The sequence below is a fragment of the Actinoplanes sp. M2I2 genome (assembly GCF_023544445.1).
Lineage (GTDB): Bacteria > Actinomycetota > Actinomycetes > Mycobacteriales > Micromonosporaceae > Actinoplanes.
Map to the genome: position 1 here is coordinate 330,296 of NZ_JALPVJ010000005.1, position 13,850 is coordinate 344,145.

At 71.1% G+C, this 13,850-nt stretch carries 13 protein-coding genes; 5 read left to right on the plus strand and 8 right to left on the minus strand.

Annotation, left to right across the window (positions count from 1 at the left end; all coding sequences use genetic code 11):
* Positions 1-173: 173 nt before the first annotated feature.
* Positions 174-947 carry an NADPH-dependent F420 reductase gene (locus HJC40_RS12505; protein WP_250001077.1) on the plus strand — a complete coding sequence of 258 codons (774 nt, stop codon included), beginning with the start codon at positions 174-176 and terminating at the stop codon, positions 945-947.
* A gap of 35 nt (positions 948-982) precedes the next feature.
* Here HJC40_RS12505 and HJC40_RS12510 read toward each other — a convergent pair whose 3' ends face one another.
* The 5 genes from HJC40_RS12510 to HJC40_RS12530 all read right to left on the minus strand — a co-directional run bounded on the left by HJC40_RS12510 (position 983) and on the right by HJC40_RS12530 (position 6,651).
* Entirely contained in the window at positions 983-2,482 is a 1,500-nt protein-coding gene (locus tag HJC40_RS12510; protein ID WP_250001078.1) for a PstS family phosphate ABC transporter substrate-binding protein, read from the minus strand.
* 84 nt (positions 2,483-2,566) lie between these two features.
* Entirely contained in the window at positions 2,567-2,995 is a 429-nt protein-coding gene (locus tag HJC40_RS12515; RefSeq protein ID WP_250001079.1) for a glutaredoxin domain-containing protein, read from the minus strand.
* Between the two features lie 9 nt (positions 2,996-3,004).
* The gene (gene purE / locus HJC40_RS12520) at positions 3,005-3,502 is read right to left on the minus strand and encodes a 5-(carboxyamino)imidazole ribonucleotide mutase (RefSeq protein WP_250001080.1); all 498 of its coding nucleotides are present in this window, start codon (positions 3,500-3,502) and stop codon (positions 3,005-3,007) included.
* Positions 3,502-4,644 carry a 5-(carboxyamino)imidazole ribonucleotide synthase gene (locus tag HJC40_RS12525; RefSeq protein ID WP_250001081.1) on the minus strand — a complete coding sequence of 381 codons (1,143 nt, stop codon included), beginning with the start codon at positions 4,642-4,644 and terminating at the stop codon, positions 3,502-3,504. Before HJC40_RS12525 ends, purE begins: the two co-directional genes overlap by 1 nt.
* Positions 4,645-4,656: 12 nt before the next feature.
* Positions 4,657-6,651, minus strand: coding sequence for a thioredoxin domain-containing protein (locus tag HJC40_RS12530; protein WP_250001082.1), 1,995 nt, complete (start codon positions 6,649-6,651; stop codon positions 4,657-4,659).
* A 278-nt stretch (positions 6,652-6,929) separates the two neighbouring features.
* Here HJC40_RS12530 and HJC40_RS12535 point away from each other — a divergent pair, with 278 nt between their 5' ends.
* Both HJC40_RS12535 and HJC40_RS12540 read left to right on the plus strand, forming a co-directional pair.
* Positions 6,930-7,937 carry an FAD-dependent oxidoreductase gene (locus HJC40_RS12535; protein ID WP_250001083.1) on the plus strand — a complete coding sequence of 336 codons (1,008 nt, stop codon included), beginning with the start codon at positions 6,930-6,932 and terminating at the stop codon, positions 7,935-7,937.
* A 232-nt stretch (positions 7,938-8,169) separates the two neighbouring features.
* Positions 8,170-8,427: a hypothetical protein gene (locus tag HJC40_RS12540; protein ID WP_250001084.1), complete on the plus strand. Its 258-nt coding sequence runs from the start codon at positions 8,170-8,172 to the stop codon at positions 8,425-8,427.
* A 94-nt stretch (positions 8,428-8,521) separates the two neighbouring features.
* Here the strand turns inward: HJC40_RS12540 and HJC40_RS12545 are convergent, their stop codons facing one another.
* The 3 genes from HJC40_RS12545 to mca form a co-directional block, all read right to left on the minus strand.
* Positions 8,522-11,068 carry a bifunctional diguanylate cyclase/phosphodiesterase gene (locus tag HJC40_RS12545; RefSeq protein WP_250001086.1) on the minus strand — a complete coding sequence of 849 codons (2,547 nt, stop codon included), beginning with the start codon at positions 11,066-11,068 and terminating at the stop codon, positions 8,522-8,524.
* A gap of 249 nt (positions 11,069-11,317) precedes the next feature.
* A complete protein-coding gene (locus HJC40_RS12550) occupies positions 11,318-11,671 on the minus strand; it encodes a hypothetical protein (protein WP_250001088.1) in 354 nt (117 codons plus the stop codon).
* 46 nt (positions 11,672-11,717) lie between these two features.
* Positions 11,718-12,599, minus strand: coding sequence for a mycothiol conjugate amidase Mca (mca, locus tag HJC40_RS12555; protein WP_250001089.1), 882 nt, complete (start codon positions 12,597-12,599; stop codon positions 11,718-11,720).
* Positions 12,600-12,728: 129 nt separating this feature from the next.
* Between mca and HJC40_RS12560 the strand changes: the two genes are divergently transcribed.
* Together HJC40_RS12560 and greA are read left to right on the plus strand one after the other, a co-directional pair.
* Entirely contained in the window at positions 12,729-13,148 is a 420-nt protein-coding gene (locus tag HJC40_RS12560) for a DUF4307 domain-containing protein (RefSeq protein ID WP_250001090.1), read from the plus strand.
* A 191-nt stretch (positions 13,149-13,339) separates the two neighbouring features.
* A complete protein-coding gene (gene greA / locus HJC40_RS12565) occupies positions 13,340-13,834 on the plus strand; it encodes a transcription elongation factor GreA (protein ID WP_250001091.1) in 495 nt (164 codons plus the stop codon).
* Positions 13,835-13,850 lie beyond the last annotated feature (16 nt).

Below are 13,850 nucleotides of genomic sequence, written 5' to 3' on the forward strand. Positions count from 1 at the left end.
GGTGTCCAGCGTACGACAGCAACCAGGCCGCGGAGCACTTGCTCCGTTTGTGGCCTGAACAACAGGAGCAGGTGCTCCGCTTGATGCTAGCTTGGTGCGGAGCATCTGCTCCGTTTGATCGGGTCGACGGGGCCATCGCCTCGCCTGACCCGTCCGCGCACTGAGGAGACCCCATGGCAACACTCGGCATCATCGGCGCCGGTGCCATCGGCACCAGGATCGCTCAGCGGGCGATCGCAGCCGGCATCGACGTCGTCCTGGCCAACTCCCGCGGCCCGGAAACTCTCACCGCGAAAGTCGCGCACCTCGGTGCCCGGGCCCGGGCCGGGACCCCCGCGGAAGCCGCCCGAGCCGGCGACCGGGTGGTGGTGAGCATCCTTCCGCTCGCCGCCTACAACCAGCTGCCCGCCGCCGAACTGGCGGGCAAGGTGGTGCTCGACACGGGCAACTACTACGCCACGCGCGACGGTCGCCTCCCCGCCCTCGACGCGGGTGAGGTCACCACCAGCGAATTCGTCCAGCAGCAGCTGGCCGGCGCCCACCTCGTCAAGGCCTTCAACAACATCAGCGAGCACCACATCTCCGCGCTGGCGCGCCCGGCCGGCGCGGCCGACCGCACCGCGCTACCCATCGCCGGCGACGACCCGCAGGCCAGGGCCGGCGCTGCTGAGCTGATCAGCCAGCTTGGATTCGACACTGTCGACGTGGGCCCGCTGGCCGAGAGCTGGCGCTTCGAACCCGAGACCGACCCCTATGTCGTGCCGTACTGCGCAGACCCCGACGCGATGTGGGCCGCTTGGGCGCAGCTCGTGGAAGCTCTACGCTCCGGCACTCCCCCGCAGCCGCCCGCAGCCGACCCGGGCGCCGCCCCGCTACCCGCGGCCCGGCTGCGCACCCTGCTCGCCGGCACGTCCCGCAAGCTCACCGCCGATCGCTTGATCGCCTGACGAACGGCTCCGGCCGGTCCGCCTGAATGGTCGGGTCAGGCGCCGGAGACGGGGTGGCAGAGCTGGGGGTTGGCCAGCTCGGCGCACGGGCGGTCGCCGTGGGCGCGGATGATGTCGGCTCCTACCTGGTTGGTGAGGTAGCGCAGGAAGCTGGCGGCCAGCGAGTGCGCGTCCGGGTCGCCGTGGGTGTAGCCGAGTTCGGTCTCCCAGAAGGGGTACGTGCCGTGGTCGGCGTCCGGCACGGTGGCGGGCCGGCCGTCGATGCGTACGAGGGCCAGGCCCGCACGGTCGGTCGCCGCGCCGAGTTCGCTGTAACCGAGCGCGCCCGGGAAGTCGACCACAGCGCTCAGCACGTCGTCGGTGGAGTTGCGGGCGCAGCGGACCACGCCGTCCGGGGAGCCGGGGTCGCGGTCGCGGCAGGTGTCGGAGTTGCTGCCCGGTTCGCGGACGCCGCCGAGGACCCGGCGCTGGAAGGCCGCCCGCGTCCCGGAACCGGGGTTGCGGCTGATCAGCCGGACGGGCACGTCGGCGCCGCCGATCTGCTTCCAGTTGGTGATGTCGCCGCGGTACAGGCGGCGGATCTGGTCGGTGGTCAGGTCGCGCACCCCGGTCTCGGCGTTGATCACCAGCGTGAACAGCACGAAGGCGATCGGCCGGGCCACCAGAGCGGGCATCCCCTCGGGCTTTTCGCCGTCCGAGAAGGCGAGCACGTCGGCCTTCTCGGTGGCCCGGTCGAGAGCCAGCAGACCCTCGCCGCTGCCGCGCATCTCGTACGAGAAGGAAGCCTCCGTACAGACGTCCTGATAGGACCGGGCCGCTTCCCGGATCACCGGCTCGAAGGCTGTCGAACCGGTCACCGTCAGCCGGCCGGCGGCGCAGTCGAGCGGGGTGCCGGTGTCGCTGCGGAAGAAGACGATCGACTGCGCGACCACCAGCAGGGCCAGGAAACCGACCAGCACCATGGCCCTTTTCGGGGTGCCGGTACGGCTGCGCGTCTCGATGATGCGGCCGTCGCCCACGCCGCCCTTGATCGTGCCGACCACGAGCGGATCGGGGTACGGCCCGTCGCTCTTCGTGGTGCCGTCGGAGCTCTCCAGCGCGGCCAGGACCTTGTAGTGGTCGTGCCGGTTCATCGGCACCTTGGGCAGCTCGATGAGGTCGTCGCGCACGGTGAGGCCGGTCAGGCTGGAGCGCAGGTTCTCGTCGCTCAGCTCGGTGACGACGAGCCCGACGACGCGCCGGCCGGGGAAGCTCACCCGGATGCCGGCCTTGTCGTCGTCGCGGACGGCGTAGTCGTGCTCGTCGATGTTGGTGCGTCCGGTGTTCTCGATGCGCAGCAGCACGATGCTGGGGTCGACGAGCGGCATCCCGTCCTTGCTCAGCTCACCCAGCGCGCCGGGTGCGGCCGTCTCCCCCACGTCGTTGGCCGTGGTGTCCATCTGCACGCGGTATCCGAGCCGCTTGCGTCCCTTGACGAGGAACTCGTAGATCGCCGCGATACTCGGCACGACGATGCCGAGCGTCGCCAGTGCCACGCTCCACCAGAAGTCGATGACCGCCTCCGTGTTGTACCGGCTTCATCGATCGTAGGAGGGGCTCTTGAACGCCGCGTGAAGCCTTCAGGAACTGAGGCTGCGGACGAGCTGAGGGGCTGGGTTCACATAGGACCGGGTCGTCGTGACGACCGTCGGGACGGTTTCGTTGCCGTCGGCGACCGAGCGGACCGTGGCCGCGCCGTCGGGGTCGCCCCAGATGTCGACCCAGTGGTAGCGGTCGGCCTGACGGGCCAGCGACCCGCGGAGCCGCACGCAGAACGGGCACCCCGGACGCCAGTAGATGATCGGGCGGCCGTCGGCAGCCTGGGCGGCGCGGGCCTCGGCGTCGGTGATCGACCGGGGGAACGCGCGGGGCGAGACGAGCACGGCCAAGCCGGCGACGACCGCGAGGAACACCACACCGGCGAGCGTCGAGCCGTCGGTCGCGAACAGCACCGCGCCGAGCACGCCGACAGCGACGAGGACAACCGTCGGTCGCCAGCGGCGCGTCATGCCGTGAGATTACCCGAGCAGACGGTCGCGCAGGGCGGCGTCCTTTTCGGCGACGAGCTTCTCGAGACCGGCCTGGAAGGCGGACATGCGGTTGCGCAGCGCGGGGTTCGCGGCGCCGAGGATGCGGACGGCGAGCAGGCCGGCGTTGCGCGCGCCGCCGATCGACACGGTCGCCACGGGCACCCCGGCGGGCATCTGAACGATCGACAGCAGCGAATCCATGCCGTCGAGGTGCTTGAGCGGCACCGGCACGCCGATCACCGGCAGCGGCGTCAGCGCGGCCACCATGCCCGGCAGGTGGGCGGCGCCGCCGGCCCCGGCGACGATCACCTGCAGGCCCCGGTCGGCCGCGTTCTCGGCGTAGTCGACCATCTTGCGGACCGTACGGTGGGCCGAGACGACGCCGACCTCGAAGGGCACCTCGAACTCGGCGAGCGCGAGCGCCGCCGCCTCCATCGTGGGCCAGTCGGAGTCGCTGCCCATGATGATCCCGACGAGCGGTGCCATTACCGGCCTTCCTGAAGCCATAGGGCGGCCCGGGCCGCGCGGGCCCGCACCGAGGTCATGTCGTCGCCCAGCACGGTGACGTGCCCGATCTTGCGGCCCGGGCGGACCTGCTTGCCGTAGAGGTGCACGCGGGCGCCGGGGTCGGTCGCGAACAGGTGGTGCAGCCGCTCGTCGATCGAGATGCCGCCCTCCTCGCCGCCGAGCACGTTCGCCAGCACGACGGCCGGGGCGGTCAGCGACGTCTCACCCATCGGGTAGTCGAGCACCGCCCGCAGATGCTGTTCGAACTGCGACGTCCGGGCGCCCTCGATCGTCCAGTGGCCGGAGTTGTGCGGGCGCATCGCGAGCTCGTTGACCACGATGCCGCCGACGGTCTCGAACAACTCGACGGCCAGCAGGCCGACCACGCCGAGATCGTTGGCCAGGTCGATCGCGAGCTGCTGCGCCTTGAGCGCGAGTTCCTCGGGCAGACCGGGCGCGGGCGCGAGCACCTCGACACAGATGCCGTCGCGCTGCACCGTCTCGACGACCGGGTAGGCCGCGACCTGCCCGAACGGCGAGCGGGCGACCAGGACGGCGAGTTCGCGGCGCAGCGGCACCCGCTCCTCGACGATCAGCGGGGTGCCGGTGGCCACCAGCTCCGCCGCCTGCTCGGGGCCGGCCAGCATCCAGACGCCCTTGCCGTCGTACCCGCCTCGGGTGGCCTTGGCCACGACCGGCCAGACACCACCCGCGAAGGTCTCGACGTCGGCGGCGGTCTCGACGCGGCCCCACCGCGGCACCGGGGCGCCCAGCGCGCCGAGCCGCTCGCGCATCAGACCCTTGTCCTGGGCGAACACCAGCGCCCGGGAGCCCGGGTAGATCTTGACGCCCTCGGACTCGAGCGTCTCGATGTGCTCGGTCGGCACGTGCTCATGATCGAAGGTGACGGCCTCGCAGCCCTTCGCGAACTCCCGCAGCGCGGCCAGATCGGTATGCGTACCGATCCGCACATCGGCCGCGACCAGCGCGGCACTGTCATCGGGAGACACGCTCAGCACGCGCAGTGACTGACCGAGAGAAATAGCGGCCTGGTGGGTCATCCGGGCCAGTTGGCCCCCGCCCACCATGCCGACCACAGGCAGACCGGTTCGGGTATCCATCGCCTCACCAGCCTAGCGACCCAGGCGCGCCGCCAGATCGTCCGGGCTGGTCACCGGACGGTCGCAGACAAAACCCCGGCACACGTACGCCGTCGGGACGCCAGACTGCAGCGGCCGGTCGGCCAGCAGGGGGACCCCCGCGCGGTCGGGCTCGCCGGCGACGATGACGGTGCCGGGCGGGGCGTGGCGATGGGCGGCGGTCAGCAGCGGTCCCTCCTGGCCCGCCGGCGCCACGATGGCGATCTCGTACGGCCCGGAGAGCGCAGCCTCGGCCACCGTCGCCGAGTAGCCCGCGAAACGGGGGTGACCGCCGATCACCGGGCCCGCGGTGGCCAGGGCCGCGTCGGCCGCCTCGCGGTAGCTGGGCTCACCGCTCAGAGCGGCGTACGCCACCAGGGCCGCGCAGATCGAGGACAGGCCGGACGGCGTGGCGTTGTCGGTCGGGTCGGCCGGACGGGTGACCAGGCGCTCGGCGTCGTCGGCGGTGTCGTAGAAGCCACCCCCACCGGTGCCGAAGTGGCCCAGGGCCACGTCGAGCAGGTCACGCGCCCGGTCGAGCCAGACGCCGTCGGCGGTGAGCTGGTGCACGGCCAGGAACCCCTCGGCGACGCAGCCGTAGTCCTCGAGCACCCCGGCCGGCTCCCCCACCACGCCGTCGCGCGAGACCCGGCGCAGGCGGCCGTCGACGACGTGGCGCTCGGCCAGCACGGTGGCGATCTCGAGGGCGGCCACCCGGGACGACTCGGCGCCGGTCAGGAGGCCGTGCTCGGCCAGCGCGGTCACGGCCAGGCCGTTCCACGAGGCGACGACCTTGTCGTCCCGCGCGGGCTGCGGGCGGGTGGCCCGGGCGGCCAGCAACCTCTCCCGTACGTCCCGCCAGCGCTCGGTCAGCGCCGGGTCGGCCGAGTCGATGTCGCGGGCCAGCACGAGCACGCTGCTGCCGTGCTCGAACGTGCCCTCGGCGGTCACCCCGAACAGGTCGGCCGCCCACCCGCCGTCGTCGGCCCCGAGCACCTCGGTGAGCTGCTCGGGCGTCCAGGCGTAGGTCAGCCCCTCGACCCCCGCGGCGTCGGCGTCCAGGGCCGAGGCCAGCCCACCGGCCGGGGTCCCGAGGTCACGCAGCAGGAACGCGGCCGTCTCGTCGGCGATCCGCCGGACGAACGGGTCGTCGGTCAGGCGCCAGAGCTGCGTGTACGCCCGGAGGAGCAGGGCGTTGTCGTAGAGCATCTTCTCGAAGTGGGGCACCGTCCAGGTCGCGTCGACCGCGTACCGCGCGAAACCGCCGGCGAGCTGGTCGTAGATGCCACCGCGGCCCATCCGCTCGGCGGCGAACCGGACCGCCTCGAGCGCCTCGCCGGAACCGGTGCGCTGATGGTGGCGCAGCAGGAAGAGCAGGCTCATGTGCGGCGGGAACTTGGGCGCGCCGCCGAAGCCGCCGTTGGTCGTGTCCTGATCCTTGAGCAGGCCGTTGGCCGCGGCGGTGAGCAGCTCGGCCGAGACCGGCGCCGTGGGCCCACCGACCAGCTGGGCCCCGCCGATCGCCTCGACCACGCTGGCGCCCTGCTGGACGACCTGCTCCCGCTGGTCGCGCCAGGCCGTGGTGACCGAGTCGAGCAGGCGCGCGAAGTTGGCCCGGGGGAAGTAGGTCCCGCAGAAGAACGGGTCGCCGTCGGGCGTGGCGAAGACCGTCATCGGCCAGCCGCCCTGCCCGGTCATGGCCTGGGTGGCGGTCATGTACACGGCGTCGACGTCGGGCCGCTCCTCACGGTCGACCTTGATCGGGACGAAGCCGTCGTTCATGAGCCGGGCAATCTGCTCGTCCTCGAAGGACTCGTGGGCCATCACATGACACCAGTGACAGGCCGCATACCCGACCGAGATCAGCACCGGCACGTCCCGGCGCCGAGCCTCGGCGAAAGCCTCCTCGCACCAGGGCCACCAGTCGACCGGGTTGTCCTGGTGCTGCAACAGATAGGGCGACGTTGCGGTGGCGAGCCGGTTGGACATCCCTGCTGCTCCTGATCTTGACGCTCATGGGTTGCACGTGGCCCGTAGATCCGTTCGATCCACGAGTCAATCACACGAGATTGCGAGAAGCGGTTGATCGAGCACCCGGCTCGCCCAGCCTGATTACCCACCCTCGGAGAAGGCGAACGTGCCCTTCTCGGCGCCCCGACAGACCCGCTCCGGCCTGCGTCCGCCCCTGCAACCTTCGGTCCAGCCAGATCTTCTGTCAGGCTTCGAGGCCGCTCTGGACCAGAGCAACCGCGACTAGCGTCGACATCGTGAAACAGCCGGAAGCCGACATCATCGTCATCGGCGCAGGCGTCTCCGGTCTGACGACGGCAATTTGCCTTGCCGAGGCAGGCGCCGGCGTCACTGTCTGGACGGCCGAACCCACCACCGAGACAACGTCCATGGCCGCCGGCGCAATGTGGGGGCCCTACCTCGTCCAACCGCTCGACCGGGTCGACGCCTGGAGCACACATACTCTGGCCGTCCTGAGGGACCTGGCCAACGACGTGCGCACCGGGGTGCGGCTTGTCTCGGGGATCGAAGCCTCCCGCGGAGCCGTCGAGGCACCGGCCTGGGGCGGCCAGCTCGACGGATTCCGCATGTGCGAACCACACGAACTGCCTGCGAACTTTTCGACGGAATGGCGGTATACCGCCCCATTGGTCGAGATGCCGATTTACCTCGAATACCTACGGCGCCGCCTCACCGGCTCCGGTGGTGTCATCCAAAGACGGCGCGTTTCGGCCCTCGCCGAGGCCACGCGCGAGGTCGGCATCGTGGTGAACTGCGCCGGCATGGGCGCTCGGGACCTTGTCGATGACAGGAAGATCGTTCCCGTCCGCGGACAACTTGTCGTGATGAAAAATCCCGGCCTGCACGAGTTCTTCTCCGAGGACACCGGGGCGTCGCCCGACCTCACTCACTGGTACCCCTACGGCGACACCGTCGTCCTGGGCGGCACCGCCCAACCCGACGTCTGGAACCGAGGTCCGGATCCCGCCGTTGCCATGGCCATCATTCGCAGGTGCGCAGAGATCGAGCCACGCTTCGACGACGCCGAAGTACTTGCTCATCGAGTCGGGCTCCGTCCCACGCGCGACCCCGTTCGCGTCGAAGAAGAGTCCACGACCGGTGCCAGGATCATCCACAACTACGGTCACGGCGGTGCCGGTGTGACGCTGTCATGGGGATGCGCTGCAGATGTCGCCGAACTAGCCCTGGTGCCCCGGAGCCAAAGAGCGCAGCGGCCTCCACGGAGAAGGGGCGCTCGGCCCTGACGATCCCCGCCCGGGAAGGACTGATTCTTGGATCTGCCGGCCGCCTGACGAACGACACCGCCGGCCAGTCATGGACAAGCTACCGAGCAGCGCGCCGCGGGCCGGGAACCGCGAGCGGGCGCTGACGACCGGACTTGACCCGGGGCGCCGGCGGTAGCCATGATCTTGGCAGATCTGCTGGTCAGGCCGGTCGACCGGGGCATTTCCGCCGCTTCAGCAGGGAGCCGAGAGCATGGCCGTGAACATCGGTGGAGCGAAATCGCCGTGGATGGGCGCGTTGGTCGCGGCCGGCTCCATCGCTGGCGTCAGCGTGTTCGCCGTGGCCCGCGACTGGGGATGGGAATCCTGGCTGTGGGCCGCGGGCGTCTGTGTCGTCGGCGGAGCTTTCTCCTCCCTCGCGCAGGCTGAGCGCAATTGGCGGATCGACCGCTCTGTCGCGCAGGCCCGGGTCCTGGACAGCCGGGCAGACGCTGAGCCGGGCCTGCGGTAGACCCCCGGCGGCTATGACAACCGCCGGCGCAGGGCTGTGGACGAGCGCCGGCGCAGGGCTGTGGACGAGCGCCGGCGCGGGCTGTGGATAAGCGCTAGGAGGCGTCGTCGGCGCGGAGCGGGCGGATGTTGGCCGGCGCGGCCTCGGCCAGGGCCGTCAGGGCCTGGACGATCTTGTCGGCCGGCATGGGCTTGCAGAAGTGGTAGCCCTGGGCGGTGGGACAGTCGAGGGCGAGCAGAGCGGCCCGTTGCTCGGTCGTCTCGACCCCTTCGGCCACCACCCGTACGCCCAGGCGGGCGCCCAGCTCGACCGCGCCGCGGACCACTGCCTCGGCGGCCGGGGACTCGATCATGTCGTCGACGAACGAGCGGTCGATCTTGAGTTCGTCGACCGGGGCGCGCGTCACTATGGCCAGCGACGAATAGCCGGTGCCGAAGTCGTCCAGGGAGAGCTGGACGCCCATGTCGCGCAGCTCGGCCAGCACCTCGTCGACGATGCGCTCCTGGCTGACCGCGACCGACTCGGTGATCTCGAGGACCAGGTGGGCGGCGGGCGCGCGGTGCCGGCGCAGCGCCTCGCCGACCTGGGCCGGGAAGCCGGGGTCGAGCAGGCTGCGGGCCGAGACGTTGACCGAGACGGGCACGTCGACGCCGGCGTGATGCCAGCTGCCGGCCGCGGCCAGCGCCAGGTCGAGCACCCGGGCGGTGAACGCGGTGTGCAGCTCGGCCGAGTGCTCGACGGCCGGGACGAAGTCGCCGGGTGAGAGCTGCCCACGGCGAGGGTGCCGCCAGCGTACGAGTGCCTCGACCCCGGTCGGCGCGGCGGTGACCAGGTCGACCGCGGGCTGCAGGTGCAGCAGGATCTGGTCGTCGGCGGCCAGCGCGTCCTGGAGCTCGGCCAGCAGGGCCAGCCCGTCGGTGGTGACCGCGTCCTGGCTCGGGTCGAAGGCGCTGACCGCCACCTGCTGGCGCTTGGCCTGGCGCAGCGCGAGAGACGCGCGGCGGACCAGCTCGGCGAGATCGGCGCGACCGGCCGGACCGGCCGCGACACCGATCGCCACCTCGACGGCGAGCCGCACGCCGGAGACCTCCATCGGGCGGATGAGGTTCTCGACCAGCTCCCGGGCCCGGCGCAGAGCCACCGGCAGGGGGCTGGGCTCCTCGCGCCGCAGGGCGGTGGAGTCGGTGAGTGTGGCGACGGTCGTCAGCAGCACGGCGAACTCGTCGTCGCCGGTGCGCGCCACGAGGTCGCCCTCGCGGGCCAGGTCGGTGAGGCGCTCGGCCACCACGCGCAGCACCTCGTCGCCGTGCCGGTGGCCCAGGGTGCCGTTGACCTCGCGGAAGTCGTTGATGTCGAGCAGCAGCAGGGCGATCGGGCGGCGCCGGTCGAAGGAGCGCAGCAGCTGGTCGCCGTCGGCCAGCAGCGTGGTGCGGTTGAGCAGGCCGGTGAGCCGGTCATGAGCGACGTCGCGAGCGATGCGCGCCTCCAGGTCGGCCAGCCGGCCGCGGGTCGCCGCGTCGTGCAGCGCCCCGGCCAGCGCGTCGCCGAAGGCCGAGATGGCGGCCTCGTCGCGCGGGGCGGGCAGGGTCGGGCCGGACAGCCACACGGTCAGCTCGCCGACCGTGTCGCCGGCGACCGCCATCGACCGGGTGATCGCGGGCCCGGGCAGGCCGGCGACGGCGTTGTCCTGACCGGGGCCGTCCTCGGCGTAGCGGCGCTCGCCGTCGTGGGCGCGCACCTCGATCTCGACGCGGCGGGCGCCGAACACTTCGAGCGCGGCAGCCAGCCCGGCCCGCGCGACCTCGGCCTCGGTGCCGCCGGGCAGCTTCGCCGTGGCCGCCGAGAACGTCTCCCACATGCGGCGCTCCTCTTCGGCGCGCAGGTGGAAGCGATAGGTGCGCTGCAGCAGCCAGAGGCCGGGCGCGAACGCGAGGAGCCACAGCGGGCCGTCGACGATGGCGTGGACGGCGGCCAGGCCGACCACCACGTTGCCGACGAACATCGGGATCTTCGCGTACGAGGCGCGGAGCAGGATCTGCCGGGCTGGGGCGTCCCGGTGCAGGGCGAGAGTGAGCGTGGCCAGCCCGAAGGTGATCAGCAGATAGGTCAGCGCGCCGGCGATGAGGCCGGTCATCGTGCGCGTGCTCAGCACCGCCGCCTCGCCGGCCACCAGGACGGCGACCGCGGTGGCGCCGGCCGAGCCGAGGCACAGCGAGGCGGCCAGGTGGGCCAGCTCGGCGACGTTGCGGTGCGAGTCCCACCAGGACAGCAGGCCCCAGGCGACCAGCGCGCCGGCCAGCGTGGCCGCGGGCAGCCAGCCGGGCGGCGCCACGACGAAGGCGATGATGAAGGCGGCCTCACCCCAGCTCACCGAGACCACTCCACGACCGAGGCGGAAGCGCAGCCGGGCCAGTTGACCGGCGATGACGAGGGCGACGGCCAGCGCGACGCCGGCCACCGGTGTGAGGGGACGGTCGGCCGGGCGGTCGAGAGGCAGCAGGACGCCGAGGACGGCCACCAGGAGGGCCGAACCGAGCACCACCCCGGTGAGCGCACGGACCGCGCGGGACCGGCCGGCGAGGCCCGCCGCGTCGATCCAGGAGCGGCGGACGGAAGCCCGCGCACCCGACGGCGCGGTCATCGAAAACACCGCCTGAACAGCGGCACTGGCGGATGCACGTGCATCTGCAGGGGAGAAAACGGCGGGCGGGGAATGGTCATTTTCGGCGCCCCCTTCCGCGCAGGGATCAGGGGCGGTTAGGCCCCCGGCGGAAGGCTAAATCAATACCGATGAACAGAACAGGGCTTGACGCACGACGCGTATCCGCCATACGTCAGACCAATACCGTGCGTGTCATCCATCGACGGACGCCAGCGGCCTGCGACGAGGTCAAACGCGACGGTTGTCGCCGTCGGCGGACCCACCGTCACGGTGCGTAGTAGTGCCCGTGACCTCGTCGTCCGTGGCGGCGCCGACCGCAGCCGATCGATCCGCTTCGACATCCGCCGCGCCCGCACCGGCGCCGGAACGCTCGAGATCGGCGTTGAGCCGGGCGATCTCAGCTTCACGCTGCGTCTGCCTTACGTCAGGAAAACTGTCGGGAAGCCGACGCAAGCGCTTGTTCATGTTGCGGATCAGCAGCACAGTCGCTATGGACATGAGCACGATGACGAACAGCCCCATCGGGCCGGCTAGGCCGCCCGAGCGGGTGTCGCCGAAATTGTTGACCGCGAGGATGTCCATGGTTCGAGTTTAGGCCTTCGATCCGCCGGTGCGGGCCGGGCGGTGCTCAGCGGGCGTCGACCGACTCGCGGATGCCGGCGAAGAGGTCGGACTCGGGCACCGGGCTGTCGACCAGCGAACGGGCCAGCTCGAAATCCTCGGTGGGCCACACCTTCTGCTGGAGCTCGAGCGGGATCTTGAACCAGAAGCCGTCGGGGTCGACCTGGGTGGCGTGGGCCCGCAGCGCCTCGTCACGGACCTCGAAGTACTCGCCGCACTCGACCCGCGTGGTGATCTTGTCACCGCGGTCGTCGCGGTCGGACCACTTCTCGAGCCATTCGGTGTACGGCGACTCGAGGCCGGCGGCGAGCATGCCCTCGTGCAGGGCGAGCATGCGGGCCCGGGTCCAGCCCGAGTTGTAGTAGAGCTTGCTCGGCTGCCACGGCTCGCCCAACTCGGGGTAGGCCTCCGGGTCGCCGGCCTTGTCGAAGGCCACGACCGCCACCTTGTGGCACATGATGTGGTCGGGGTGCGGGTAGCCGCCGTTCTCGTCGTAGGTGGTCATGACGTGCGGGCGGAACTCGCGGATCAGCTTGATCAGCGGGACCGCGGCGGTTTCCGGATCCTGCAGGCCGAAGCAGCCCTCGGGCAGCGGCGGCAGCGGGTCGCCCTCGGGCAGGCCCGAGTCGACGAAGCCGAGCCACGACTGCTCGACGCCCAGGATCTCGCGCGCCCGGTCCATCTCGGCGCGGCGGATCTCGGAGATGTTCTCCCAGACCTCGGGGCGATCCATCTTGTCGTTGAGAACGCTGCCGCGCTCGCCGCCGGTACACGTCGCGACCATCACCCGGACACCCTCGGCGACGTAACGCGCCATGGTGGCGGCGCCCTTGCTGGACTCGTCGTCGGGGTGCGCGTGCACTGCCATGAGGCGCAACTGCTCAGCCACAGAAAACTCCTTGGACCTGACCCGCGGTCTGAACCTGCCCCGCGGCGGGCGAGCCGGTATCGGCTGCGAAGATGGACATTGCCATTCTGTCGGATGCCCCCGACAAGAAACGCACGAGAGGTGCCCGAGGTGAGCGAGACGCGCACCACAGAGCCGGTCTTCCCGCCGGGCCGGTACGGACGGCGCCGTTCCGGCCGCCGCCGGCCGGTGGTGCCCATCGTCGTGCTGGCCCTCGTCGTGATCGGTTCCCTCCTGCTCTCGTTCCGGCTCTTCCAGCAGTTCGGCCAGACCGATTACGAGCCCCAGATCGTCGGCTGGTCGGAGCCCTCGGACGCCGTGCTGAGCATCGAGTTCAAGGTGCGCGTCCCGGCCGGTGGAGCCGCCGAGTGCGTGCTGCGCGCCCGGGACTACGACGGCTTCGAGGTCGGGCGGCGGACGGTGGTCGTCCGCGCCAGCGGGAACGAAACGACAATCGACGCGAAGGAGACGGTGCCCACGACGGCCCGGGCCAGCGTCGGGGACGTGCCGAGCTGCCGGCCCCCCGCCTGACCGGAACGGCACCAGATCACGCAAAAAGGGCGGTGTGCATACCGCTGGTAAGCTTGGTGATTCGCTCCGTTCAGTATCGCCTCCAGTGATGCTGAGCGTTTTCCCTTTTTCTGGTATATACCGACCTCCCTGGTAGATACCGACCCCGTAGGTACCCCGACAACGGCCCCGTTCCAGCAAGGAGATCGCCCGTGTCCAGTTCAGAGGCGCCCAAGACCTGGCTTTCTCAGGACGCTCACGACCGGCTGCAGGCCGAGCTCGACGAGTTGATCGCCGCGCGCCCCGAGGTGGCCGCCGAGATCAACGCGCGTCGCGAGGAGGGCGACCTCCGTGAGAACGGCGGCTATCACGCCGCCCGCGAGGAGCAGAGCCGCCAGGAAGGCCGGATCCTCTACTTGAAGGAGTTCCTCCGCAACGCCGAGGTCGGCGAGGCTCCCACCGCCGACAAGGTCGCCCCCGGCTCGGTCGTGACGATCTACTTCGACGACGACCAGAGCGACACCGAGACCTTCCTGCTCGGCTCGCGCGAGATCTCCTCCACCACCGACCTCACCGTCTACAGCCCCGAGTCGGCGCTGGGCACGGCCATCCTCGGCGCGGCCGAGGGTCAGACCGTCACCTACACGGCGCCCAGCGGCTCCGACATCAAGGTGACCGTGGTGAAGTTCGGCCCGTTCGAGGGCTGACCAGGACGAAGGGGCC